The organism is Mesorhizobium sp. M4B.F.Ca.ET.143.01.1.1, assembly GCF_004792275.1.
GTDB lineage: Bacteria > Pseudomonadota > Alphaproteobacteria > Rhizobiales > Rhizobiaceae > Mesorhizobium > Mesorhizobium abyssinicae.
Genome location: NZ_SRSR01000018.1, coordinates 1 through 21,049, shown reverse-complemented (window position 1 = coordinate 21,049; position 21,049 = coordinate 1). Strand labels below are relative to the sequence as shown.

Below are 21,049 nucleotides of genomic sequence, written 5' to 3'. Positions count from 1 at the left end.
GCGAGGCAAAAATAGCAATTTCGGCCCGGCTCGCGCTGCGTCTTCAAGCAATAGGGAAATACGATGAGTGAAACAATCGAAAAGCGGCTAAGCGATCTCGGCGTCACGATTCCGGCCGCCGCCGCGCCGGCCGCCAACTATGTGCCCTATTGCCGGACCGGCAATCTGCTGTTCACGGCGGGGCAGTTGCCGCTCGAGGACGGCAAGCTGCAGGCGAGCGGCCTGCTCGGCCGCGACGTCGATACGGCGGCCGGCAAGGAAGCCGCAAAATACTGCGCCATCAACATCCTGGCGCAGGCCAAGGCAGCGCTCGGCGATCTCGGGAAGATCCGGCGCCTGGTCAAGATCACCGTCTTCGTCGCCTCGGCGCCCGACTTCGTCGAGCAGCATTTGGTCGCCAACGGCGCTTCCGATTTCCTGGTCGCGGTACTGGGCGAAAACGGCAAGCACGCCCGCTCCGCCATCGGTACCGCCTCGCTGCCGCTCAACGCGGCGGTGGAAATCGAAGCGATCTTCGAAGTCGAATGAGCCGGACTGACATCATGACCGATCTTTCCTGGCTGACCGCCCGGCCCGTGGCCCACCGCGGCTTCCACGACATGAACAAGACGCGCTGGGAGAACACGCTGTCGGCCTTCGCAGCCGCCGCCGAGCGCGGCTACGCGATCGAATGCGACGTGCATCTCTCGTCGGACCGCGTTCCCGTCGTCATCCATGATGGCGACATCAAGCGGCTGACCGGTGAGGACGGCTTCGTCTGGCAGCGCACGGCGGCGGAGCTCTCGGCGCTCAAGGTCGGCGGCACGGCCGATCATGTGCCGACGCTGCAGCAGGCGCTCGACCTGATCGACGGCCGCGTGCCGCTGGTGGTCGAACTGAAGGGCACGCCGGGCTACGACCAGGGCCTTGTGGCGACCGTCGGCAAGATGCTCAAGCGCTACAAGGGCAAGGTTGCGATCATGTCGTTCGACCATTGGCTGATCCGCGATTTTCCGAAGGACGCGCCCGGCATTCCTGGCGGGCTTACCGCCTACGGCAAGGACAATCAGCTGATAGAGGCGCATTTCGCCATGCTGGCGCATGACATCGCCTTCACCTCCTATGCCGCCGGCGACCTGCCCAACCCATTCGTCAGCTTCGTGCGCCAGCGGCTGAAAATGCCGGTCATCACCTGGACCGTGCATGACCAGCCAGCGGTGGAGCTCACCTTCAAATATGCCGACCAGATGACCTTCGAGGGTTTCGAACCCGATCTCGTAAAGGTGGCGTGATCCAGGCTTGCGCGGCCCCGGATGGAGCTTAAATAAGCCTCATGGATCAGGGTGATGACGATGATGGACAGATGGCGGATGCGGAGTTTTCGATCCGCGTCGCTTTCGGCATCGGCGCCTTCACCTGCGACGAGTGGGACGGCTTTGCCGGGACCACGCGCGGCGACAAGGAAAACGGCTATAATCCTCTCGTTTCATTCGCCTTTCTGAGCGCGCTTGAAGAGTCCGGCTGCGCCGTGCGCCGCACCGGCTGGCAGGGCCATCACCTGCGGCTGGAGACGGCCCAAGGCAGGCTGCTGGGCGCCGTTCCGTGCTATCTCAAATCGCACAGCCAGGGCGAGTATGTCTTCGATCATGGCTGGTCGGATGCGTTCGAGCGCGCCGGTGGCCGTTACTATCCGAAGCTGCAAAGCGCCGTGCCGTTCACGCCCGTCACCGGCCCTCGCCTGTTGGTCAGCAAGGGCGAGGACGACGGCGCGGTGAAGGCCGGCCTCGCCGCAGGCCTGAAGATGGTGACCGACAGGCTGGGCGTCTCTTCCGCGCATGTCACCTTCGCCCCGGAAAGCGATGTCGCGACGCTGGAGGCAGCCGGCTTCCTGCACCGCACCGACCAGCAGTTCCATTTCTTCAATGAAGGCTTTTCGAACTATGACGACTTCCTCGCCACGCTTGCCTCGCGCAAACGCAAGGCGATGAAGAAGGAGCGGCGCGAGGCGCTGGTGGACGGCATCACCATCGACTGGCTGACCGGCAAGGACCTGACCGAGAAGGCCTGGGACGACTTCTTCGCCTTCTACATGGATACCGGCAGCCGCAAATGGGGGCGGCCCTATCTGAACCGCCAGTTCTTCTCGCTGATCGGCGAGCGCATGGCCGACGACATCCTGCTGGTGATGGCCAGGCGCAACGGCCGCTACATCGCCGGCGCCATCAACTTCATCGGCTCGGACGCGCTCTACGGACGCAACTGGGGCTGCATCGAGGACCACCCCTTCCTGCATTTCGAGGTCTGCTACCACCAGGCGATCGACTTCGCCATCGAGCGCGGGCTGAAGGTGGTGGAAGCCGGCGCGCAGGGCGAGCACAAGCTGGCGCGTGGCTACCGCCCCGTGACCATGCACTCGGCGCACTACATCGCGCATCCGGGCCTGCGCAACGCGGTGGCCGATTATCTCCGCCGCGAGCGCCGCGAGGTCGAGCGGATGGGCGAATATCTCGAGGAACACACGCCGTTCCGCAAGGATCTGGCCGAATAGGCCACGCCCTGGTCGAGGCGGGCATGAATCGATCTCGGCTGACCTGCCTTGCCGCGCCATGACGGCTTCGCTACACGAGGCAGGACATCCATGATCAGGAGCGCCCGCCATGGCTGACTACGATCCCGGCAACATCTTCGCGAAGATCCTGCGCGGCGAAATCCCCTCGCACCGCGTCTATGAAGACGATGCGGTCATCGCCTTCATGGACGTGATGCCGCAAGGAAAGGGCCACACGCTGGTGGTGCCGAAGGCGCCATCGCGCAATCTGCTCGACGCCGACACGGCAACGCTCGGGCCGCTCTTCATTGGCGTTCAGAAGCTGGCGCAGGCGGTCAAGAAAGCCTTCGGCGCCGACGGCGTCACCATCCTGCAGTTCAACGAACCGGCTTCGGGCCAGACCGTCTACCACCTGCATGTCCATGTCATCCCGCGCTTCGAAGGCGTCCCCCTGAAGCCGCACAGCGGACAGATGGAAAAGCCCGAGGTGCTGGCGGAAAACGCGGGCAAGATCCGCGCGGCGCTTGCCGGCTGACCAGGCACGGACCGCGGCAAACGGCCAGCCGCGAGAAGCAGCCTACCTTTCCCGCTCGCCGCGCAGCTTGGCCCAGTATTCCAGCCGCTTCCTGATATCGCGCTCGAAGCCCCGCTCGGGCGGATCGTAGAAGGTGCGCCGGCCCATCTTTTCGGGGAAATAGTCCTGGCCGGAAAAGGCGTCGGGCTCGTCGTGGTCGTAGCGGTAGCCGGCTCCGTAATCCTCTTCCTTCATCAGCTTGGTCGGCGCGTTGAGGATGTGCTTGGGCGGCAGCAGCGAGCCGTGCTCCTTTGCCGCTTGTGTCGCCGCCTTGAAGGCGGTGTAGACGGCGTTGGATTTCGGCGCGGTGGCGAGATAGACGGCGGCCTCGGCGAAGGCGAGCTCGCCCTCGGGCGAACCCAGATAGTCGTAGGCGTCCTTCGCGGCATTGGCGATGACCAGCGCCTGCGGGTCGGCCAGCCCGATATCCTCCACCGCCATGCGCACCAGCCGGCGGCCGAGATAGAGCGGATCCTCGCCAGCGTCGAACATGCGGGCGAGATAGTAGAGGGCCGCGTCCGGATCGGAGCCGCGCACCGATTTGTGCAGCGCCGAGATCAGATTGTAGTGACCGTCCTGACCCTTGTCGTAGATCGGCGCGCGGCGCTGGATGATGCGCTGCAGGCCCTCCGGCCCGAACACCTCGCCCGGCTTGGCGGCGCGCCACACTTCTTCGGCAAGCGTCAGCGAAGCTCGGCCGTCGCCGTCGCTCATGCGGATCAGCATGGCCCGCGCCTCGTCGTCGAGCGGCAGCGCCCTGCCCTCGGTCTCCTCCGCCCGCGCCAGCAGCTTGGCGATGCTGTCCTCGCCGAGCGAACGGAAGACCAACACGCGCGCGCGCGACAAAAGCGCGGCGTTCAGCTCGAAGGACGGGTTTTCCGTGGTGGCGCCGACCAGCACGACGGTGCCGTCTTCCATTACCGGCAGAAAGCCGTCCTGCTGAGCCCGGTTGAAGCGATGGATCTCGTCGACGAATAGCAAGGTCTGGCGGCCGTTGCCGCGGCGCAGCTTCGCTGCCTCGAACACCTTCTTGAGGTCGGCGACTCCGGAAAACACCGCCGATATCTGCTCGAACGCAAGCTTGGTCTCGCCGGCCAGCAGCCGGGCCACCGTGGTCTTGCCGGTGCCTGGCGGGCCCCAGAAGATCATCGAGCCGAGCGAGCCGGAATCGATCAGCCTGGTCAGCGCGCCATCCGGACCGGTCAGATGCTCCTGGCCAACGACCTCGCCGAGGTTTTTCGGGCGCAGCCGGTCGGCCAGCGGCCGGCCGGGCGGCGCCTTTTCCGGTTCATCGACGCTGAACAAATCGGCCATGAACGGTCTTCAAAGCTGGAGGACGATCCCTGGATCGCCTCAATAACGCAACACCTGGCGCAGTATCTGCCCGCCGCGCTCGACGGTAAAGCGCCACCAGCGCGTGTCCTGCTGGGCTACCTGCGCCAGCGTCGCCGCCGTGTCGACAGTCGTGCCGTTCACCTCGCGCACGATGTCGCCCGGCTGGAAGCCGAAATCGGCGGCCGGCGAATCGCGATTGATGTCGACCACGGCGACCCCCTTGAGGTCGGTGCGCAGGCCGAGCCGCTGCGCCAGCCGCGGCGACAGCTCCGCCACCTTGGCGCCGGCGAACGGGCTGCGGCCATGCAGCGTCACCTCGGTGGCCTTGGCGCCTTCCGGCGCGCGCTCCAGCGCGATATCCATCGTCGCCTGCTGGCCCTTGCTGAGCACGGCGAAGCTGGCCTTGGTGCCGATCGACAACGTCGCCATACGATAATCCAGCGCCTCGATGCTTTCGACGGTCGTGCCGTTGAGCGAGAGCACGACATCGCCGGGCTTCAGCCCAGCCTTGCCCGCCGGCCCGGCAGCATCGACCGACGAGACCAGCGCGCCGGTCGGCTTTTCCATGCCGAGCGATTCGGCGATCTGCGGCGTCACCGCCTCGAACTCGGCGCCGACATAGGGCCGCTCGAAGAAATCGAGACCGGCCTTGGCCGCGTCGGCGAACGCCCGCACCATATTGGCGGGGATGGCGAAACCGATGCCGATCGAGCCGCCGCTGCGGCTGTAGATCGCCGTGTTGATGCCGACCAGCTGGCCGCCCATGTTGATCAGCGCGCCACCGGAATTGCCGGGATTGATGGCGGCGTCGGTCTGGATGAAATAGCCCGAATCCGAAACGCCGATATGGCTGCGGGCCAGCGCCGAAACGATGCCGCTGGTGGTGGTCTGGCCGACACCGAACGGATTGCCGATCGCCAGCACCAGATCGCCGACCTCGAGCGCGTCGGAATCGCCGATGGCGATCACCGGGAACGGCTTGTCGGCGGAGATCTTGAGCACGGCGAGATCGAGCGTCTCATCCTTGAGCATGACCTTGCTGGTGAACTCGCGCCCGTCGGCGGTCGCCACCTTCACCTCGTCGGCATCCTTGATGACGTGGTAGTTGGTGACGATGACACCGCTCGGGTCGACCAGCACGCCAGAGCCCAGCGAGGATTGCGCGCGCGGCTGCGCGCGGCCGAAGAATTCCTCGAAGAAGGGATCGCCCTCGAAAGGCGACGTCACCTTGGCGGTCTGCGAGGCATACACGTTGACCACGGCCGGCGCCGTCTGCTTGACCAAAGGCGCGAACGAGAGCTGCACCTCCTCGCGGCCGAACGGCACGCGCTTGTCGGGTCCGGAGGTGGCGTTCTCGCCTTCGACGCCATGGAGAAGATCGGTCAGCACGTCGGACAGGCCGGGATCGGCGGGCTTGGCGGCGTCCTCGGCCAGCGCCTGCCTGGCCGCCGGCGCGAACGCCAGCAAGGCCGAGATCAGAACAAGGGACAGCCGTTTCATGCGCATTCCGAATCCTCCAAATCGGGCGCCATTGTCCCGACGATTGTGCAGAATGAAAGGCTAATGCACCGAAATCCGATAATTGTCGCGCAAAAGCACGGGCGTCGGCCGACGAAATTGTCGGAAACGCCAAGCGCCGATTTCAGAATGTAAAAAGGGGCCCACAGGGCCCCTTTGAACACTTGCGAAAAGCCCAGCCTCAGGCGGCCGCGACTTCCTCTTCGGTACCTTCGGCTTCGATGCGGGCGCGGTCGCCGGCGCCCTTGGCCGAGGTGTCGCGGTCGACGAACTCGATGACCGCCATCGCGGCATTGTCGCCGTGACGGAAGCCCGCCTTCATGATGCGCAGGTAGCCGCCGTTGCGGGAGGCGTAGCGCGGCGCGATCGTCTCGAACAGGCGCTTGACGACGCCCTCATTGCCGATCTGGGCGATCACCTGACGGCGCGCATGCAGATCGCCGCGCTTGCCGAGCGTCACCAGCTTCTCGACGATCGGACGCAGGTCCTTAGCCTTCGGCAGAGTGGTGACGATCTGCTCGTGCTCGAGCAGCGAGACTGCGAGGTTGGCGAACATCGACTTGCGGTGGCTTACACTGCGGGCGAAACGACGGCCTTTGAAACCGTGGCGCATGGCTCTTTTCCTTCTTCAGTTGTTCAAGAGGCCACGGCCTCTGATGGTTTTCCGCATGACCGTCGGATCTGGCGGCTCACGCCGCCGATCCTTGGAATTCATGCTCAATATTGGTCTTCGTAACGCTTTGCGAGGTCTTCGATGTTTTCCGGCGGCCAGTCCGGCACTTCCATGCCGAGGTGCAGGCCCATCGCCGCCAAGACTTCCTTGATCTCGTTCAGCGACTTGCGGCCGAAGTTCGGGGTGCGCAGCATCTCGGCTTCGGTCTTCTGGATCAGGTCGCCGATATAGACGATGTTGTCGTTCTTCAGGCAGTTGGCGGAACGCACCGAGAGCTCCAGCTCGTCGACCTTCTTGAGCAGCGCCGGGTTGAAGGCAAGCTCGGTGACGGCTTCGGCGGCGACTTCCTTCTGCGGCTCGTCGAAGTTGACGAACAGGCCGAGCTGGTCCTGCAGGATGCGAGCGGCAAAAGCCACCGCGTCCTCGCCCGAGATCGAGCCGTCGGTCTCGATGGTCATGGTCAGCTTGTCATAGTCGAGGACCTGGCCCTCGCGGGTGTTCTCGACCTTGTAGGAGACCTTCTTGACCGGCGAGTAGAGGCTGTCGACCGGGATCAGGCCGATCGGCGCGTCCTCGGCGCGGTTGCGCTCGGCCGGCACATAGCCCTTGCCGGTGTCGACGGTGAACTCCATGCGGATCTCGGCGCCCTCGTCCAGCGTGCAGATGACGTGGTCGGGGTTGAGGATCTCGACGTCGCCGACCGTCTGGATGTCGCCGGCCAGCACGGCGCCCGGGCCCTGCTTGCGAACGACCATGCGCTTCGGGCCGTCGCCTTCCATACGGATGGCGATTTCCTTGATGTTGAGCACGATATCGGTCACGTCCTCGCGCACGCCGGCGATGGACGAGAATTCATGCAGGACGCCGTCGATCTGCACCGCGGTGACGGCCGCGCCGCGCAGCGAAGACAGAAGCACGCGCCGCAGCGCGTTGCCCAGCGTGAGGCCGAAGCCGCGCTCGAGCGGCTCGGCGACCAGCGTGGTCAGCGTCTTCTTCTTCGACGAGAACTCGATCTTGTTCGGCTTGATCAGTTCCTGCCAGTTTTTCTGGATCATGATGCTTTCCTTCCGTTGCCCCGCCACCATCCAATCGTGGCGGGCGACCTGGAATGCCGCGGAGGAACGCTTTTTGGCGTTCGCGCGGCGTTCGATAGTTCCTTAGACGCGGCGCTTCTTGCGCGGGCGGCAGCCATTGTGCGGGATCGGCGTCACGTCACGGATCGAGGTGATGGTGAAGCCGGCGGCCTGCAGCGCGCGCAGCGCCGATTCACGACCCGAGCCGGGCCCGCAGACCTCGACCTCGAGCATGCGCATGCCGTGTTCCTGCGCCTTCTTGGCGACGTCCTCGGCGGCCATCTGGGCGGCGAACGGGGTCGACTTGCGCGAACCCTTGAAGCCCTGGGCGCCGGCCGACGACCAGGCGATCGAATTGCCCTGCGCGTCGGTGATGGTGATCATCGTGTTGTTGAAGGTCGAATTGACGTGGGCAACGCCCGACGAGATATTCTTGCGTTCGCGACGGCGAACACGAGCGGCTTCCTTGGCCATGGTAGTCCTTTCAGTTGATCTCTACACCGCCGTAATGCCAGCGGCTCCACCTTGGTAAGGGAGTAGGGGAATAGGGAAGTAAGGGAGTAGGGAACAAATGATCCGATTTTCGGACTATTCCCTACTGCCTTACTCCCCTACTCCCTTATTCCCCCAATTACTTCTTCTTGCCGGCGATCGACTTCGCCGGGCCCTTGCGGGTGCGCGCATTGGTATGCGTGCGCTGGCCGCGGACCGGCAGCGAGCGGCGGTGACGCAGGCCGCGGTAGCAGCCGAGGTCCATGAGCCGCTTGATGTTCATCGACACTTCGCGGCGCAGGTCGCCTTCGACCTGGTAGTCGCGGTCGATCGTCTCGCGGATCTGCAGCACTTCCGCGTCGGTCAGCTGGTTGACGCGGCGCTCGGCCGGGATGCCGACCTTGTCGACGATCTCCTGGGCGAACTTCTTGCCAATGCCGTGAATGTACTGAAGCGCAATGACGACGCGCTTGTTGGTCGGAATGTTGACGCCGGCTATACGAGCCATCTTCTCTCATCTCCATATGGGCCGGACACGCCGGCGCTTCAAGTTGCCCCGCGTCCGGTGGAGGCCGGCCCTTGCGGGAGTTTCCAGTTCAAAGCGGCTGCCTTGCCCTTGCGGACAAGCAAAGCCTATGCCTGATGGAAGACGGGCCGCCATACCCCAGCGGACCGCTACAGTCAAGCGCAATCGACTGTTTTCTCTATGCCGCCGCCTGGGTGACGGATTTGAGCACCGTTTCGATCTCGCGCGTCACCGCGTCTATGTCGGCCATGCCGTCGACGCTCTTCAGCCTGCCCTTGGCGTAATAGTAGCCGATCAGCGGCGCGGTCTTCTTGTAGTACTCCCGCAGGCGCTCCTCGAACACAGCCGGATTGTCGTCCTTGCGCGCCGGCTGGCCGGCGGCCTTGGCATCCTCGGCGCGCTTGACGATTCGTCCAACCAGCGCCTTGTCGTCGACCACGAGTTCGATGACGGCATCGAGATGGAGGCCACGGTCGGCGAGCATCGATTCAACCGCATCGGCCTGAACCAGCGTGCGCGGGTAACCGTCGAGGATGAAGCCATTTGCGCAATCGGCCTGGTCGATGCGCTCGGCCACGATGGCGTTGACGATGGCGTCCGACACCAGTTCGCCGGCATCCATCACCGCCTTGGCCCGCTTGCCCACTTCCGTGCCGGCCTGTACGGCCGCACGCAGCATGTCGCCGGTCGAGAGCTGCGGTATGCGGTATTTCTCCACCAGTCTTTGCGCTTGCGTCCCCTTGCCCGCCCCCGGCGGTCCAAGCAATATCAGCCTCATCTGGTCCTCTTCCCCCCGCGCAACTTCGACTTCTTGATCAGGCCCTCATACTGATGCGCGATCAGGTGACCCTGGATCTGCGCCACCGTATCGAGCGTTACACTGACCACGATCAGAAGCGATGTGCCACCAAGGTAGAATGGTACGCCAGTCGCTGAAATCAGGAATTCGGGCAGCAGGCACACCAGCACCAGGTAGATGGCGCCGATGACGGTGATGCGCGTGAGAACATAGTCGATGTAATCGGCGGTGCGCTCGCCCGGGCGGTAGCCCGGAATGAAGCCGGAATGCTTCTTGAGCTGGTCGGCGGTGTCCTTGGGGTTGAAGACGATCGCCGTGTAGAAGAAGGCGAAGAACACGATCATCGCCGCGTAGAACGCCATGTAGAGCGGCTGGCCGTGGCCGAGCGAGGCAAGGATCGTGCTCGCCCAGGCGGGCATGTTGGTCGTCTGCGAGAAGCCGGCGACCGTTGCCGGCAGGAGCAACAGCGACGACGCGAAGATCGGCGGGATGACGCCCGACGTGTTGAGCTTCAGCGGCAGGTGCGAGGTATCGCCCTGGAACATGCGGTTGCCGACCTGGCGCTTCGGGTACTGGATCAGCAGGCGGCGCTGCGCCCGCTCGAAGAACACGATGAGCGCAATGACGACGATGGCCAAAACGATGATCGCCAGGATCAGGCCGGTCGACAGCGCGCCGGTACGGCCGAGTTCCAGCGTGCCGGAGATGGCGCGCGGCAGGCCGGCGACGATGCCGGAGAAGATGATCAGCGAAATGCCATTGCCGATGCCGCGCGCGGTGATCTGCTCGCCGAGCCACATCAGGAACATGGTGCCGCCGACCAGCGTCACCACGGTGGAGATGCGGAAGAACATGCCGGGATCGTTGACGATGCCGTTGCCGCCTTCCAGCCCGACGGAGATGCCATAGGCCTGCACCAGCGCCAAAAGCACGGTGCCGTAGCGCGTGTACTGGTTGATGATCTTGCGGCCCTGCTCGCCTTCCTTCTTCAGCGCTTCCAGCGACGGGATGACCGAGGTCATCAGCTGCATGATGATGGAGGCGGAGATGTAGGGCATGATGCCCAGCGCGAAGATCGCCATGCGCTGCACGGCGCCGCCGGCGAACATGTTGAACATGCCGAGCACGCCCTTGCTCTGCGAGGAGAAGGCCTGGGCGAAAGCGTCCGGATTGATGCCGGGCAGCGGGATATAGGTGCCGAGCCGATAGACGAGCAGCGCGCCGATGGTGAACCAGATGCGTTTCTTCAGGTCCTCGGCCTTGGCGAAAGCCGAAAAATTCAGATTCGAGGCTAGTTGTTCAGCAGCCGAAGCCATGCCTGATTCTCCGCTAGAGCATGATGCCGAAAAGTGTGGAGCGGTTTTCGGACAACATCATGCTCTACTTCTTTGATTGCTATGTCACGCTCGATGCCCGCAGCTCAGGCGGCGCGTGTCACCGAAGCTCACGAGATAAGCTCCGGACCGTAAACATGCAAGCGGCCGCGTTGACGCGGCCGCCATATTGATCGGATCAAAGCGCGATCGGGAGCAAAAACGAAGTCCGCTCTTGCCGACCGCGCTTCAAATCGCCGTTACTCGGCGGCGGCCTTTTCCGGCACCTTCACCGAACCGCCGGCCTTCTCGATCTTCTCGATGGCGGCCTTGGAGGCGCCCGCCACGTCGAAGGCGAGCTTCGCCTTGAGCTCGCCGTCGGAGAGCACTCGCACGCCGTCCTTGACGCGGCGGATGACGCCGGCCGCGACCAGCGCCTCGGCCGTCACCGTTGCCTTGGCGTCGAGCTTCTTGGCGTCGACCGCAGCCTGGATGCGGGCCAGCGACACGACCGTGAAGCTCTTGCCAAACAGGTTGTTGAAGCCGCGCTTCGGCAGGCGCCGGTAGAGCGGCATCTGGCCACCCTCGAAGCCGTTGATGGCGACACCGGAGCGCGCCTTCTGGCCCTTGACGCCGCGACCGGCGGTCTTGCCCGAGCCGGAGCCGATACCGCGGCCTAGGCGCTTCTTGGAGTGCGTGGCGCCGTCCTTGTCACGCAGATCGTTGAGTTTCATCTTCGTTCTCCTGCGCTTGTGCTCAGCCCTCGTCCACGACGCGGACGAGATGCTGGACGGCAGCGATCATGCCGCGCACGGAGGGCGTGTCTTCCAGCGTGCGCTGCTTGTGCATCTTGTTGAGGCCGAGGCCGACCAGCGTAGCGCGCTGCTCCTTCGGCCGACGGATCGGCGAGCCGATCTGCTCGACGGTGATGGTCTTGGTAGCTTTCTTGGCCATGGTCTGGATCCCTGGTCAGCGTCGACTATTCTTCAGCCGCAACGGCATTGCCGCGGCGGGCCTGAAGGGTCGAGTACTTGATGCCGCGCGCTGCAGCCACATCCTTCGGATGCATCTGGCTCTTCAGCGCGTCGAAGGTGGCGCGAACCATGTTGTACGGGTTCGACGAACCCATCGACTTGGCGACCACGTCATGCATGCCGAGCGTCTCGAAGACAGCGCGCATCGGGCCGCCGGCGATGATGCCGGTACCCTGCTTGGCGGCGCGCAGCAGAACGCGTCCAGCGCCCCAGCGGCCCTCGACGTCGTGATGCAGCGTGCGGCCCGAGCGCAGCGGCACGAAGATCATGTCGCGCTTGGCCGACTCGGTCGCCTTACGGATCGCTTCCGGCACTTCGCGTGCCTTGCCGTGGCCGAAGCCGACGCGCCCCTTCTGGTCGCCGACGACGACGAGAGCGGCGAAGCCGAAACGCCGGCCGCCCTTAACCACCTTGGCGACGCGGTTGATGTGGACGAGCTTGTCCACCATGCCGTCATCGCGCTCTTCGCGATCACGCTCGCGGCCGCGACCGCCTTCCCTACGTTCCTGTGCCATATCCTGTTCCTTGTTCTTTTCCGGAAGCACGGGTTGCTGAAATGCCGGCGCCACTTTTGGGTCGCCGGCGGTGAAAAATCATTTTCTTCCTTGCATGATCCTATCCGAAAAGTCTGCAACTTTTCGGGACCAGGCTTAGAAGCTCAGGCCACCTTCGCGGGCAGCGTCGGCCAGCGCCTTGACGCGGCCGTGATAGATGTATGGGCCGCGATCGAAGACGACTTCCTTGACGCCGGCCTTCGAAGCGCGCTCGGCGATCAGCTTGCCGACCGCGGCAGCGGCAGCGGTGTCGGCGCCCGTCTTGAGCGAACCCTTGAGGTCCTTCTCCAGCGTCGAGGCGGCGGCCAGGGTGCGGCCCTGGGCATCGTCGATGACCTGGACGTAGATGTTCTTCGAGGTGCGGTGGACCGACAGCCGCGGACGCTCGCCGGCGACCTTCTTGAGCTGACGGCGCACGCGCTGCGCACGGCGTTGGGTGGTTTCTTTCGGGCTAGCCATAATGTCAGTTCCTTGCCTTCAGTAGACGGGGGCAACCCTGTGCGGTAGGCCAAGCCTCCCGCGGCCGCTCCCCGCGGCGTTGCAGTCTTACTTCTTCTTGCCTTCCTTGCGGACGATCTTCTCGCCGGCGTAGCGCACGCCCTTGCCCTTGTAGGGCTCGGGGCCGCGATACTCGCGGATCTCGGCGGCAACCTGGCCGACCTGCTGCTTGTCGATGCCGGTGACCGTGATTTCCGTCGGCTTCGGCACCGTGATCGTGATGCCCTGCGGGGTCTCGTAGATCACGTCATGGCTGAAGCCGAGCGCCAGCTGCAGGTTCTTGCCCTGCATGGCGGCGCGATAGCCGACGCCGGTGATCTCGAGCCGCTTCTCGAAGCCGTCCTTGACACCCTGCAGGATGTTGACGATCTGCGTGCGCGACATGCCCCACTTGGCGCGGGCGGTCTTGGTCTGGTCGCGCGGCTGAACGGCGATCTCGGTGCCTTCCAGCTTGACCAGCACTTCGTCGTTGACCACGAACTTCAGCTCGCCCTTGGGGCCCTTCGCCGTCACGGTCTGGCCGTTGACGGTCGCGGTCACGCCCTGCGGCAGCGAAACGGGTTTCTTTCCAATACGAGACATTTTGTTGTCCTCGTCACTTCTCTTGGTTCAGGTTCCAGTTTTCGAGCGTTCCCGAAAACCGGATACCGCTTTCGATCTCACGCGCCGGATCAGAAGATCTGGCAGAGGATTTCACCGCCGACATTCTGCTCGCGCGCTTCGTGGTCGGCCATCACGCCCTTCGGCGTCGAAAGGATGGCGATGCCGAGGCCGTTGGCGACCTGCGGGATCGACTTGGCCGAGACATAGACGCGGCGGCCCGGCTTCGAGACACGGGCGATTTCACGCACGACCGGCGCGCCGTCGAAATACTTCAGCTCGATTTCGATTTCGGACTTGCCGTTTTCGAAGTCGGTCTGGCTGTAGTCGCGGATATAGCCTTCAGCCTTCAGCACGTCGAGGACGCGGGTGCGCAGACGCGAGGCCGGAGTCGAGACGCTCGACTTCTTGCGGCCATAGGCGTTGCGGATGCGGGTCAGCATATCGCCGAGAGGATCGCTCAATGACATCTCAATGTCCTCCTTACCAGCTCGACTTGACCAGGCCCGGGATCTGGCCGTTGTTGCCAAGATCGCGAAGCGCGATACGCGAAACCTTGAGCTTGCGATAGTAGGCGCGCGGACGGCCGGTGACTTCGCAGCGGTTGCGGATGCGGATCTTGGCCGAGTTGCGCGGCAGTGCCGACAGCTTCAACTGGGCGCGGAAACGCTCTTCCATCGGCTTGGACTGATCCATGACGATGGCCTTCAGCGCGTTACGCTTGGCGGCATACTGGTCCGCAAGCTTCCGGCGCCTGTTGTTCTTCTCGACTGAGCTGGTCTTTGCCATTTCAGATTTTTCCTTTTTCGCTGCCGTTACTGGCGGAAGGGGAAGTTGAAAGCCTTGAGCAGAGCCCTGGCTTCGTCGTCCGTCTTCGCCGTCGTACAAACGATGACGTCCATGCCCCAGACCTGATCAACCTTGTCGTAGTTGATCTCCGGGAACACGATGTGTTCCTTGATGCCCATGGCATAGTTGCCACGGCCGTCAAAGCTCTTCGGATTCAGCCCGCGGAAGTCGCGGACGCGCGGCAGCGCGATGTTCACGAGGCGGTCGAGGAACTCGTACATGCGTTCCTTGCGCAGCGTGACCTTGGCGCCGATCGGCATGTTCTCGCGCACCTTGAAGCCGGCGATCGAGTTGCGGGCGCGGGTGACGACGGCCTTCTGGCCGGCGATCAGCGCCAGGTCCTCGGCGGCGACCGAAGGCTTCTTCGAATCGCCGGTCGCCTCGCCAACGCCCATGTTCAGCACGATCTTGTCGAGGCGCGGAACCTGCATGTCGTTGTCGTAGCCGAACTGCTCCTGCAGCGCCTTGCGGATGGTCTCGTTGTAGACCTTCTTGAGGCGCGGCTCGTTTTTGGCAGTCGCCTGCTTGGTTTCAGCCTTAGCCATTGATGACTTCTCCCGAGCGCTTGGCGACGCGCACTTTCTTGCCGTCCTTCTGGAAGATGAAACCGACGCGGGTCGGCTTGCCATCCTTGGGGTCGGCCAGCGCGATGTTCGACAGGTTGATCGGCGCTTCCTTGGTGATGATCCCGCCCTCTTGGGACTGGGACTGCTTCTGGTGACGACGGATCATGTTGACGCCACGCACCAGCGCGGTGTCGTCCTTCGGCTGCACCGAGAGGACTTCGCCCGAACGGCCCTTGTCCTTGCCGGCCAGCACGACGACCTTGTCGCCTTTTCTAATCTTCTGCATTGGTCCGGCTCCTTACAGCACTTCTGGCGCGAGCGAGATGATCTTCATGTGGTTCTTGGCGCGGAGTTCGCGCGGAACCGGTCCGAAGATACGCGTGCCGATCGGCTCTTTCTTGTTGTCGACGAGAACGGCCGCGTTCTTGTCGAAACGGATCACGCTGCCGTCCGGGCGGCGGATGTCCTTGGCCGTGCGAACCACGACCGCCTTCATCACATCGCCCTTCTTCACGCGGCCGCGCGGAATGGCTTCCTTGATCGACACCACGATGATGTCGCCGACGGAAGCGTATTTCCGCTTCGAGCCGCCCAGCACCTTGATGCACATGACACGACGGGCGCCGGAATTATCCGCGACGTCGAGGTTTGTTTGCATCTGAATCATGACTGGCCGCCTTCTTCTTTTCTAACGGGACGGGCTCGAAGCCCCTCCCCGGTCTGTCCAAAATTCGCTTGTTTACGCCTGGTCCGAAGACACGACGATCCAGCGCTTGTCCTTGGAAATCGGCTTCGATTCCTGGATGAACACCTGGTCGCCGACCTTGTGGGCGTTGTTCTCGTCGTGCGCCTTGTACTTCTTGGTCATGCGCACGGTCTTCTTCATCACGGGATGCGTGAAGCGCCGTTCGACCTTGACGACAACCGTCTTCTCGTTCTTGTCGCTGACGACGGTGCCCTGCAGAATGCGCTTTGGCATGGTTTTCGTCCTTAAGCCTTCTTGGCCGCGGACTTTTCCGCGGCGATGGTCTTGATGCGCGCGATGTCCCTGCGGACCTGCTTCACGCGTGCGGTCTTCTCGAGCTGACCGGTGGCCTTCTGGAAGCGCAGGTTGAACTGCTCCTTCTTCAGGCTGGCCAGGTCGTCGGTCAGCTGGTCCTGGGTCTTGGTCCGGATGTCTTCGGCTTTCATGATCGGCCCGTCCTTATTCTGCGATGCGCTGTACGAAGCGCGTCCTGACCGAGAGCTTGGCAGCGCCGAGACGCAGCGCCTCGCGCGCCGTCTCTTCGCTGACGCCGTCGATCTCGAACATGATGCGGCCAGGCTTGACGCGCGCCGCCCAATAGTCGACGGCGCCCTTGCCCTTACCCATGCGCACTTCGGTCGGCTTCGAGGTGACCGGCAGATCCGGGAACACCCGGATCCAGACGCGGCCGGCGCGCTTCATCTCGCGGGTGATCGCGCGGCGGGCCGCCTCGATCTCGCGCGCGGTGACGCGGTTCGGCTCAAGCGCCTTCAGCCCGAAACCGCCGAAATCCAGGTTGGTGCCGCCCTTGGCGGTACCGTGGATACGGCCCTTGAACTGCTTGCGGAACTTTGTGCGCTTTGGCTGCAGCATCGTTCTAACTCCAAATTCTCAAATGTCTCAGGCGTTTTCGCGACGGCGGCCGCGTTCGCGCTCGCCACCGGCGGGACCGCCATGCGCATGATCGCCCTCGGTCGCGCGGCGTTCCGAAGCCATCGGGTCGTGCTCGAGGATCTCGCCCTTGAACACCCAGACCTTGACGCCGCAGATACCGTAGGCGGTGTTCGCCTCGGCCGTGCCGTAGTCGACGTCGGCGCGCAGCGTATGCAGCGGCACGCGGCCTTCGCGGTACCATTCCATGCGGGCGATTTCGGCACCGCCCAGACGGCCCGAGCAGTTGATGCGGATGCCCTCGGCGCCGAGACGCATCGCCGACTGCACGGCGCGCTTCATGGCGCGGCGGAACGCGATGCGGCGCTCGAGCTGCTGCGCGATCGACTGCGCGACCAGCGTGGCGTCGATCTCCGGCTTGCGCACCTCGACTATGTTGAGGTGCGTCTCGGACTTCGTCATCTCCATCAGCTTCTTGCGAAGCTTCTCGATGTCGGCGCCCTTCTTGCCGATGATCAGGCCCGGACGCGCCGCATGGATGGTGACGCGGCACTTCTTGTGCGGACGCTCGATCACGACCTTGGAGATCGCGGCCTGCTTGAGTTCCTTCTCAAGATACTTGCGGATCTTGATATCCTCATGCAGCAGCTGGCCGTACTCGCCGGTGTTCGCGAACCAGCGCGAATCCCAGGTGCGGTTGATGCCGAGACGCAGCCCGATCGGATTGACTTTCTGGCCCATTATGCGGCCTCCCCTTTTTCCTCGACTTCACGAACGACGATCGTGAGGTGCGAGAACGGCTTTTCGATACGGCTGGCGCGACCACGGCCACGAGCGTGGAACCGCTTCATGACGATCGACTTGCCGACATAGGCTTCCGCCACGATCAGCGCGTCGACGTCGAGGTCGTGGTTGTTTTCCGCGTTGGCGATCGCCGATTCCAGCGTCTTCTTGACCGTGCCGGAAATCCGCTTGGCCGAGAATTCGAGGTCGGAAAGCGCTGTCGCGACCTTCTTGCCGCGGATCAGCGCGGCAACCAGGTTCAGCTTCTGCGGGCTGATACGGATCGTGCGCAGAACGGCGCGCGCTTCGTTGTCAGCAAGCCTGCGCGGAGCTTTGGCCTTGCCCATGATTATTTCCTCTTCGCCTTCTTATCCGCGCCATGACCGTAATAGGTCCGGGTCGGAGCGAATTCACCGAACTTGTGACCGACCATGTCCTCGTTCACGGAGACGGGAACATGCTTCTGGCCGTTGTAGACACCGAAGGTGAGGCCGACGAACTGCGGCAGGATGGTGGAGCGGCGGCTCCACATCTTGATCACCTCATTGCGACCGCCTTCACGAACCTTGTCCACCTTCTTGAGAAGGTAGCCGTCGATGAAGGGGCCTTTCCAAATCGAACGAGTCACTTGGCGTTACCTCTTCTTAGCTCTTGCGCTGATGGCGCGAGCGCACGATGAACTTGTCGGTCGCCTTGTTGGACCGCGTCTTCTTGCCCTTGGTCGGCTTGCCCCAGGGCGAAACCGGATGACGGCCACCCGAGGTGCGGCCTTCGCCGCCGCCGTGCGGGTGATCGACCGGGTTCATGGCCACGCCGCGATTGTGCGGGCGCTTGCCGCGCCACACCGTGCGGCCGGCCTTGCCGTCGTTGATGTTGCCGTGGTCGGGGTTCGACACCGCGCCGACGGTCGCCATGCAGGAGCCGTGCACGACGCGCTGCTCGCCCGAGTTGAGGCGCAGGATCGCCATGCCCTGGTCGCGGCCGACGAGCTGGGCGTAACCGCCAGCCGAACGGGCGACCTGGCCGCCCTTGCCCGGCTTCAGCTCGATGTTGTGGACGATCGTGCCGACCGGCATCGAGGCCAGCGGCATCGCATTGCCCGGCTTCACGTCGACGGCTTCGCCTGCCACGATCTTGTCGCCGGCAGCAAGGCGCTGCGGGGCGATGATGTAGGACAGCTCGCCATCGTCATACTTGATCAGCGCGATGAAGGCGGTGCGGTTCGGATCGTACTCGATCCGCTCGACCGTGCCGACGACGTCGAACTTGCGCCGCTTGAAGTCGATGATGCGGTACGAACGCTTGTGACCCCCGCCGATGAAGCGGGCCGTGATGCGGCCGTAGTTATTTCGGCCGCCCGACTTGGTCAGGCCTTCGGTCAGGCCCTTGACGGGCTTGCCCTTGTAGAGCCCCGAGCGGTCGACGATGACCAGCTGGCGGGTGCTCGGCGTTACCGGGTTGAATTTCTTGAGTGCCATTGTCCTGTCCTCGCGGCCTAGCTCAGAGACCCGTCGCGACGTCGATCGACTGGCCGTCGGCCAGCGTCACAACCGCCTTCTTGACGTCGCCCTGGCGGCCGATCGTGCCGCGGAAGCGCTTGATCTTGCCCTTGCGGACAAGCGTGTTCACGGCCGTAACCTTGACACCGAAGAGGGCTTCGACGGCGGCCTTGATTTCCGGCTTCGACGCCTTCTTGGCGACGTTGAAGACGACCTGGTTCTGCTCGGAAGCCATGGTCGACTTTTCGGTGATCGCCGGCGAGACGATCACGTCGTAGTGACGAAGGTCGGTCATTTGAAGCGCTCCTCGAGAGCCTCGACGGCGGCCTTGGAAAGGACCAGCGTGCCGCGGCGCAGAATGTCGTAGACGTTGATGCCCTGGATGGGCAGCACGTCGATGTTCGGAATGTTGGTCGCCGCCAGCTTGAAGTTCTGGTCGAGCTCGGCGCCGCCGATCAGCAAGGCGTTGGTCAGGCCGAGCGTCTCGAAATTCGCCACCAGCGCCTTGGTCTTGGCCTCGGTCAGCTTCAGCTCGTCGACGATGATGATCGACGCGCTCTTGGCCTTGGCCGAGAGAGCATGCTTGAGGCCGAGCGCCCGTACCTTCTTCGGCAGGTCGTGCTCGTGGCTGCGCACGACCGGGCCGTGCGCCTTGCCGCCGCCGCGGAACTGCGGAGCGCGAGCCGAATGGTGACGGGCGCGGCCCGTACCCTTCTGCTTGTACATCTTGGCGCCGGTGCGCGCGATCTCGGCGCGGCCCTTGGCCTTGTGCGTGCCCTGCTGCTTCTTGGCCAGCTGCCAGCGCACGACGCGCTGCAGGATGTCCTCGCGCGGATCAAGGCCGAAAATCTCCTCGGAGAGTTTCACCTTGCCGGCGTCCTTGCCGCCCAGCGTTGTGATCTTGAGGTCCATTATTCCGCTCCCTCGGTGGCCGGGGCTTCATTCTTGGCGGCGCCAGCGCGGATCGCGGCAGGCTTCGGCGCATTGGCCGGGAGCGCGACCTTGGCCGCGTCGCGAACCAGGATCCAGGCGCCCTTGACGCCGGGAACGGCGCCGCGGATCAGGATCAGGCCGCGGTCGGCGTCGGTCGAGACGACCTCGACGTTCTGCGTGGTGACGCGGGCGTCGCCCATGTGGCCGGCCATCTTCTTGCCCTTGAACACCTTGCCGGGGTCCTGGCGCTGGCCGGTCGAGCCGTGCGTGCGGTGCGACACCGAGTTACCGTGCGTGGCGCGGCCGCCACCCATGTTGTGCCGCTTGATCACGCCCTGGAAACCCTTACCGGTCGAGGTGCCCGTCACATCGACCTTCTGGCCGGCGACGAAGTGCTCGACGGTGATCTCGGCGCCGACGTCGATCATGTTGTCGGCGGAGACGCGGAATTCGGCGAGCTTCGCCTTCGGCTCGACGGACGCGGCGGCGAAATGGCCGCGCATCGCCTTCGACGTGTTCTTCACCTTGGCAAGGCCAACGCCGAGCTGGACGGCCGTATAGCCGTTCTTCTCCTGCGTGCGCTGCGCCACGACCTGGCAGTTCTCCATCTGGAGAACGGTGACGGGAACATGTTCCCCGGCATCGTTATAGATGCGGGTCATTCCCACCTTCTTTGCAATCACACCTGAACGCATCGGTTCAATTCCTTTAGAGTTCCGGGCCAGGGGCATCGCCCCTTACCGCGCTCTCATTCCCTTAGAGCTTGATCTCGACGTCCACACCGGCGGCGAGGTCGAGCTTCATCAAAGCATCGACCGTCTGCGGGGTCGGATCGACGATGTCGAGCAGACGCTTGTGCGTGCGCATCTCGAACTGCTCGCGGCTCTTCTTGTCGACGTGCGGCGACCGGTTGACCGTGAACTTTTCGATCCGCGTCGGCAGCGGAATGGGGCCGCGGACGTTGGCGCCGGTGCGCTTGGCCGTCGACACGATCTCCCGGGTCGAGGCGTCGAGCACCCGGTGATCAAACGCCTTAAGGCGGATGCGGATATTCTGTCCGTTCATGCGTCACTTCCTTGTTCTGGCGCGGCGCGGGCAACTTCCGCGCCCGCGACAGATCGGTTTAAGTCCAATTATTCTTTGATGGTGACGACGATGCCGGCACCGACGGTGCGGCCGCCTTCACGGATGGCGAAGCGCAGCTTCTCTTCCATGGCGATCGGCACGATCAGCTCGACGTCGACCGTGATGTTGTCGCCAGGCATCA

At 63.9% G+C, this 21,049-nt stretch carries 33 protein-coding genes and 1 pseudogene; 4 read left to right on the top strand and 30 right to left on the bottom strand.

Annotated features, from left to right (window positions below):
- Positions 1–63: 63 nt before the first annotated feature.
- The 4 genes from EN786_RS30080 (at position 64) to EN786_RS30065 (ending at position 3,062) form a co-directional block, all read left to right on the top strand.
- Complete coding sequence (locus EN786_RS30080; protein ID WP_127310032.1) at positions 64–528, top strand: RidA family protein; 465 nt, start codon at positions 64–66, stop codon at positions 526–528.
- Positions 529–542: 14 nt separating this feature from the next.
- Positions 543–1,271 carry a glycerophosphodiester phosphodiesterase gene (locus tag EN786_RS30075; protein WP_127310033.1) on the top strand — a complete coding sequence of 243 codons (729 nt, stop codon included), beginning with the start codon at positions 543–545 and terminating at the stop codon, positions 1,269–1,271.
- A 41-nt stretch (positions 1,272–1,312) separates the two neighbouring features.
- On the top strand, positions 1,313–2,527 hold the full coding sequence (locus tag EN786_RS30070) for a GNAT family N-acetyltransferase (RefSeq protein ID WP_135909194.1): 1,215 nt from the start codon (positions 1,313–1,315) through the stop codon (positions 2,525–2,527).
- A gap of 109 nt (positions 2,528–2,636) precedes the next feature.
- Positions 2,637–3,062, top strand: a complete 426-nt coding sequence (locus EN786_RS30065) for an HIT family protein (protein ID WP_127310035.1) — start codon at positions 2,637–2,639, stop codon at positions 3,060–3,062.
- 42 nt (positions 3,063–3,104) lie between these two features.
- Here the strand turns inward: EN786_RS30065 and EN786_RS30060 are convergent, their stop codons facing one another.
- The 30 genes and pseudogenes from EN786_RS30060 to tuf all read right to left on the bottom strand — a co-directional run.
- Entirely contained in the window at positions 3,105–4,415 is a 1,311-nt protein-coding gene (locus EN786_RS30060; protein WP_127285242.1) for a replication-associated recombination protein A, read from the bottom strand.
- 39 nt (positions 4,416–4,454) lie between these two features.
- Positions 4,455–5,942, bottom strand: a complete 1,488-nt coding sequence (locus tag EN786_RS30055; RefSeq protein ID WP_127310037.1) for a DegQ family serine endoprotease — start codon at positions 5,940–5,942, stop codon at positions 4,455–4,457.
- Between the two features lie 193 nt (positions 5,943–6,135).
- Complete coding sequence (gene rplQ, locus EN786_RS30050; RefSeq protein ID WP_127285244.1) at positions 6,136–6,567, bottom strand: 50S ribosomal protein L17; 432 nt, start codon at positions 6,565–6,567, stop codon at positions 6,136–6,138.
- A gap of 104 nt (positions 6,568–6,671) precedes the next feature.
- Positions 6,672–7,682: a DNA-directed RNA polymerase subunit alpha gene (locus EN786_RS30045; RefSeq protein WP_006205443.1), complete on the bottom strand. Its 1,011-nt coding sequence runs from the start codon at positions 7,680–7,682 to the stop codon at positions 6,672–6,674.
- 102 nt (positions 7,683–7,784) lie between these two features.
- The gene (rpsK, locus tag EN786_RS30040; RefSeq protein ID WP_006205444.1) at positions 7,785–8,174 is read right to left on the bottom strand and encodes a 30S ribosomal protein S11; all 390 of its coding nucleotides are present in this window, start codon (positions 8,172–8,174) and stop codon (positions 7,785–7,787) included.
- 157 nt (positions 8,175–8,331) lie between these two features.
- The gene (gene rpsM / locus EN786_RS30035) at positions 8,332–8,700 is read right to left on the bottom strand and encodes a 30S ribosomal protein S13 (RefSeq protein WP_006205445.1); all 369 of its coding nucleotides are present in this window, start codon (positions 8,698–8,700) and stop codon (positions 8,332–8,334) included.
- Between the two features lie 196 nt (positions 8,701–8,896).
- Positions 8,897–9,496: an adenylate kinase gene (locus EN786_RS30030; RefSeq protein WP_127310038.1), complete on the bottom strand. Its 600-nt coding sequence runs from the start codon at positions 9,494–9,496 to the stop codon at positions 8,897–8,899.
- Positions 9,493–10,833, bottom strand: coding sequence for a preprotein translocase subunit SecY (gene secY / locus EN786_RS30025; protein ID WP_127285246.1), 1,341 nt, complete (start codon positions 10,831–10,833; stop codon positions 9,493–9,495). The genes EN786_RS30030 and secY overlap by 4 nt, the downstream gene beginning before the upstream one ends.
- A gap of 257 nt (positions 10,834–11,090) precedes the next feature.
- Positions 11,091–11,564, bottom strand: a complete 474-nt coding sequence (gene rplO, locus EN786_RS30020) for a 50S ribosomal protein L15 (protein ID WP_127285247.1) — start codon at positions 11,562–11,564, stop codon at positions 11,091–11,093.
- A gap of 22 nt (positions 11,565–11,586) precedes the next feature.
- Positions 11,587–11,784 (bottom strand): 50S ribosomal protein L30, encoded by a 198-nt coding sequence (gene rpmD, locus EN786_RS30015; RefSeq protein WP_006205449.1) that lies wholly within the window; start codon positions 11,782–11,784, stop codon positions 11,587–11,589.
- Positions 11,785–11,809: 25 nt separating this feature from the next.
- Positions 11,810–12,379, bottom strand: coding sequence for a 30S ribosomal protein S5 (gene rpsE, locus EN786_RS30010; protein ID WP_127285248.1), 570 nt, complete (start codon positions 12,377–12,379; stop codon positions 11,810–11,812).
- 135 nt (positions 12,380–12,514) lie between these two features.
- Positions 12,515–12,877 (bottom strand): 50S ribosomal protein L18, encoded by a 363-nt coding sequence (rplR, locus tag EN786_RS30005; protein WP_127285249.1) that lies wholly within the window; start codon positions 12,875–12,877, stop codon positions 12,515–12,517.
- Between the two features lie 87 nt (positions 12,878–12,964).
- On the bottom strand, positions 12,965–13,498 hold the full coding sequence (gene rplF / locus EN786_RS30000) for a 50S ribosomal protein L6 (protein ID WP_127285250.1): 534 nt from the start codon (positions 13,496–13,498) through the stop codon (positions 12,965–12,967).
- 89 nt (positions 13,499–13,587) lie between these two features.
- Complete coding sequence (gene rpsH, locus EN786_RS29995; RefSeq protein WP_126054443.1) at positions 13,588–13,986, bottom strand: 30S ribosomal protein S8; 399 nt, start codon at positions 13,984–13,986, stop codon at positions 13,588–13,590.
- A 13-nt stretch (positions 13,987–13,999) separates the two neighbouring features.
- Positions 14,000–14,305 carry a 30S ribosomal protein S14 gene (gene rpsN / locus EN786_RS29990; RefSeq protein WP_127286406.1) on the bottom strand — a complete coding sequence of 102 codons (306 nt, stop codon included), beginning with the start codon at positions 14,303–14,305 and terminating at the stop codon, positions 14,000–14,002.
- Between the two features lie 26 nt (positions 14,306–14,331).
- A complete protein-coding gene (rplE, locus tag EN786_RS29985; RefSeq protein ID WP_127286407.1) occupies positions 14,332–14,910 on the bottom strand; it encodes a 50S ribosomal protein L5 in 579 nt (192 codons plus the stop codon).
- Complete coding sequence (gene rplX / locus EN786_RS29980; protein WP_127286408.1) at positions 14,903–15,217, bottom strand: 50S ribosomal protein L24; 315 nt, start codon at positions 15,215–15,217, stop codon at positions 14,903–14,905. Before rplX ends, rplE begins: the two co-directional genes overlap by 8 nt.
- A 12-nt stretch (positions 15,218–15,229) precedes the next feature.
- Positions 15,230–15,598 carry a 50S ribosomal protein L14 gene (rplN, locus tag EN786_RS29975; protein WP_006205457.1) on the bottom strand — a complete coding sequence of 123 codons (369 nt, stop codon included), beginning with the start codon at positions 15,596–15,598 and terminating at the stop codon, positions 15,230–15,232.
- A 72-nt stretch (positions 15,599–15,670) separates the two neighbouring features.
- Entirely contained in the window at positions 15,671–15,910 is a 240-nt protein-coding gene (rpsQ, locus tag EN786_RS29970; protein WP_010909280.1) for a 30S ribosomal protein S17, read from the bottom strand.
- A gap of 11 nt (positions 15,911–15,921) precedes the next feature.
- Positions 15,922–16,122, bottom strand: a complete 201-nt coding sequence (rpmC, locus tag EN786_RS29965) for a 50S ribosomal protein L29 (protein ID WP_126042433.1) — start codon at positions 16,120–16,122, stop codon at positions 15,922–15,924.
- Positions 16,123–16,135: 13 nt separating this feature from the next.
- Positions 16,136–16,549 carry a 50S ribosomal protein L16 gene (rplP, locus tag EN786_RS29960; protein ID WP_126054438.1) on the bottom strand — a complete coding sequence of 138 codons (414 nt, stop codon included), beginning with the start codon at positions 16,547–16,549 and terminating at the stop codon, positions 16,136–16,138.
- Between the two features lie 27 nt (positions 16,550–16,576).
- Entirely contained in the window at positions 16,577–17,308 is a 732-nt protein-coding gene (gene rpsC, locus EN786_RS29955) for a 30S ribosomal protein S3 (protein ID WP_127310694.1), read from the bottom strand.
- Positions 17,308–17,697: a 50S ribosomal protein L22 gene (gene rplV, locus EN786_RS29950; protein WP_006205462.1), complete on the bottom strand. Its 390-nt coding sequence runs from the start codon at positions 17,695–17,697 to the stop codon at positions 17,308–17,310. The genes rpsC and rplV overlap by 1 nt, the downstream gene beginning before the upstream one ends.
- A 2-nt stretch (positions 17,698–17,699) precedes the next feature.
- Entirely contained in the window at positions 17,700–17,978 is a 279-nt protein-coding gene (gene rpsS, locus EN786_RS29945; protein ID WP_015317982.1) for a 30S ribosomal protein S19, read from the bottom strand.
- Between the two features lie 16 nt (positions 17,979–17,994).
- On the bottom strand, positions 17,995–18,828 hold the full coding sequence (gene rplB, locus EN786_RS29940) for a 50S ribosomal protein L2 (RefSeq protein ID WP_126054436.1): 834 nt from the start codon (positions 18,826–18,828) through the stop codon (positions 17,995–17,997).
- 22 nt (positions 18,829–18,850) lie between these two features.
- The gene (locus EN786_RS29935) at positions 18,851–19,144 is read right to left on the bottom strand and encodes a 50S ribosomal protein L23 (protein ID WP_126054435.1); all 294 of its coding nucleotides are present in this window, start codon (positions 19,142–19,144) and stop codon (positions 18,851–18,853) included.
- Positions 19,141–19,761 (bottom strand): 50S ribosomal protein L4, encoded by a 621-nt coding sequence (gene rplD / locus EN786_RS29930; protein ID WP_127286410.1) that lies wholly within the window; start codon positions 19,759–19,761, stop codon positions 19,141–19,143. Before rplD ends, EN786_RS29935 begins: the two co-directional genes overlap by 4 nt.
- The gene (rplC, locus tag EN786_RS29925; protein ID WP_127286411.1) at positions 19,761–20,477 is read right to left on the bottom strand and encodes a 50S ribosomal protein L3; all 717 of its coding nucleotides are present in this window, start codon (positions 20,475–20,477) and stop codon (positions 19,761–19,763) included. Before rplC ends, rplD begins: the two co-directional genes overlap by 1 nt.
- Before the next feature lie 61 nt (positions 20,478–20,538).
- Positions 20,539–20,847 (bottom strand): 30S ribosomal protein S10, encoded by a 309-nt coding sequence (rpsJ, locus tag EN786_RS29920; RefSeq protein ID WP_006205468.1) that lies wholly within the window; start codon positions 20,845–20,847, stop codon positions 20,539–20,541.
- Positions 20,848–20,915: 68 nt separating this feature from the next.
- A pseudogene (tuf, locus tag EN786_RS29915) lies at positions 20,916–21,049 on the bottom strand (elongation factor Tu); the annotation flags it as partial.

Excerpts from the sequence above, each read along its gene's own strand:
- EN786_RS30080 (WP_127310032.1), top strand. The coding sequence starts at position 64 with ATGAGTGAAACAATCGAAAAGCGGCTAAGCGATCTCGGCGTCACGATT.
- EN786_RS30075 (WP_127310033.1), top strand. The coding sequence starts at position 543 with ATGACCGATCTTTCCTGGCTGACCGCCCGGCCCGTGGCCCACCGCGGC.
- EN786_RS30070 (WP_135909194.1), top strand. The coding sequence starts at position 1,313 with ATGGATCAGGGTGATGACGATGATGGACAGATGGCGGATGCGGAGTTT.
- EN786_RS30065 (WP_127310035.1), top strand. The coding sequence starts at position 2,637 with ATGGCTGACTACGATCCCGGCAACATCTTCGCGAAGATCCTGCGCGGC.
- EN786_RS30060 (WP_127285242.1), bottom strand. The coding sequence starts at position 4,415 with ATGGCCGATTTGTTCAGCGTCGATGAACCGGAAAAGGCGCCGCCCGGC.
- EN786_RS30055 (WP_127310037.1), bottom strand. The coding sequence starts at position 5,942 with ATGCGCATGAAACGGCTGTCCCTTGTTCTGATCTCGGCCTTGCTGGCG.
- rplQ (WP_127285244.1), bottom strand. The coding sequence starts at position 6,567 with ATGCGCCACGGTTTCAAAGGCCGTCGTTTCGCCCGCAGTGTAAGCCAC.
- EN786_RS30045 (WP_006205443.1), bottom strand. The coding sequence starts at position 7,682 with ATGATCCAGAAAAACTGGCAGGAACTGATCAAGCCGAACAAGATCGAG.
- rpsK (WP_006205444.1), bottom strand. The coding sequence starts at position 8,174 with ATGGCCAAGGAAGCCGCTCGTGTTCGCCGTCGCGAACGCAAGAATATC.
- rpsM (WP_006205445.1), bottom strand. The coding sequence starts at position 8,700 with ATGGCTCGTATAGCCGGCGTCAACATTCCGACCAACAAGCGCGTCGTC.
- EN786_RS30030 (WP_127310038.1), bottom strand. The coding sequence starts at position 9,496 with ATGAGGCTGATATTGCTTGGACCGCCGGGGGCGGGCAAGGGGACGCAA.
- secY (WP_127285246.1), bottom strand. The coding sequence starts at position 10,833 with ATGGCTTCGGCTGCTGAACAACTAGCCTCGAATCTGAATTTTTCGGCT.
- rplO (WP_127285247.1), bottom strand. The coding sequence starts at position 11,564 with ATGAAACTCAACGATCTGCGTGACAAGGACGGCGCCACGCACTCCAAG.
- rpmD (WP_006205449.1), bottom strand. The coding sequence starts at position 11,784 with ATGGCCAAGAAAGCTACCAAGACCATCACCGTCGAGCAGATCGGCTCG.
- rpsE (WP_127285248.1), bottom strand. The coding sequence starts at position 12,379 with ATGGCACAGGAACGTAGGGAAGGCGGTCGCGGCCGCGAGCGTGATCGC.
- rplR (WP_127285249.1), bottom strand. The coding sequence starts at position 12,877 with ATGGCTAGCCCGAAAGAAACCACCCAACGCCGTGCGCAGCGCGTGCGC.
- rplF (WP_127285250.1), bottom strand. The coding sequence starts at position 13,498 with ATGTCTCGTATTGGAAAGAAACCCGTTTCGCTGCCGCAGGGCGTGACC.
- rpsH (WP_126054443.1), bottom strand. The coding sequence starts at position 13,986 with ATGTCATTGAGCGATCCTCTCGGCGATATGCTGACCCGCATCCGCAAC.
- rpsN (WP_127286406.1), bottom strand. The coding sequence starts at position 14,305 with ATGGCAAAGACCAGCTCAGTCGAGAAGAACAACAGGCGCCGGAAGCTT.
- rplE (WP_127286407.1), bottom strand. The coding sequence starts at position 14,910 with ATGGCTAAGGCTGAAACCAAGCAGGCGACTGCCAAAAACGAGCCGCGC.
- rplX (WP_127286408.1), bottom strand. The coding sequence starts at position 15,217 with ATGCAGAAGATTAGAAAAGGCGACAAGGTCGTCGTGCTGGCCGGCAAG.
- rplN (WP_006205457.1), bottom strand. The coding sequence starts at position 15,598 with ATGATTCAGATGCAAACAAACCTCGACGTCGCGGATAATTCCGGCGCC.
- rpsQ (WP_010909280.1), bottom strand. The coding sequence starts at position 15,910 with ATGCCAAAGCGCATTCTGCAGGGCACCGTCGTCAGCGACAAGAACGAG.
- rpmC (WP_126042433.1), bottom strand. The coding sequence starts at position 16,122 with ATGAAAGCCGAAGACATCCGGACCAAGACCCAGGACCAGCTGACCGAC.
- rplP (WP_126054438.1), bottom strand. The coding sequence starts at position 16,549 with ATGCTGCAGCCAAAGCGCACAAAGTTCCGCAAGCAGTTCAAGGGCCGT.
- rpsC (WP_127310694.1), bottom strand. The coding sequence starts at position 17,308 with ATGGGCCAGAAAGTCAATCCGATCGGGCTGCGTCTCGGCATCAACCGC.
- rplV (WP_006205462.1), bottom strand. The coding sequence starts at position 17,697 with ATGGGCAAGGCCAAAGCTCCGCGCAGGCTTGCTGACAACGAAGCGCGC.
- rplB (WP_126054436.1), bottom strand. The coding sequence starts at position 18,828 with ATGGCACTCAAGAAATTCAACCCGGTAACGCCGAGCACCCGCCAGCTG.
- EN786_RS29935 (WP_126054435.1), bottom strand. The coding sequence starts at position 19,144 with ATGACCGACCTTCGTCACTACGACGTGATCGTCTCGCCGGCGATCACC.
- rplD (WP_127286410.1), bottom strand. The coding sequence starts at position 19,761 with ATGGACCTCAAGATCACAACGCTGGGCGGCAAGGACGCCGGCAAGGTG.
- rplC (WP_127286411.1), bottom strand. The coding sequence starts at position 20,477 with ATGCGTTCAGGTGTGATTGCAAAGAAGGTGGGAATGACCCGCATCTAT.
- rpsJ (WP_006205468.1), bottom strand. The coding sequence starts at position 20,847 with ATGAACGGACAGAATATCCGCATCCGCCTTAAGGCGTTTGATCACCGG.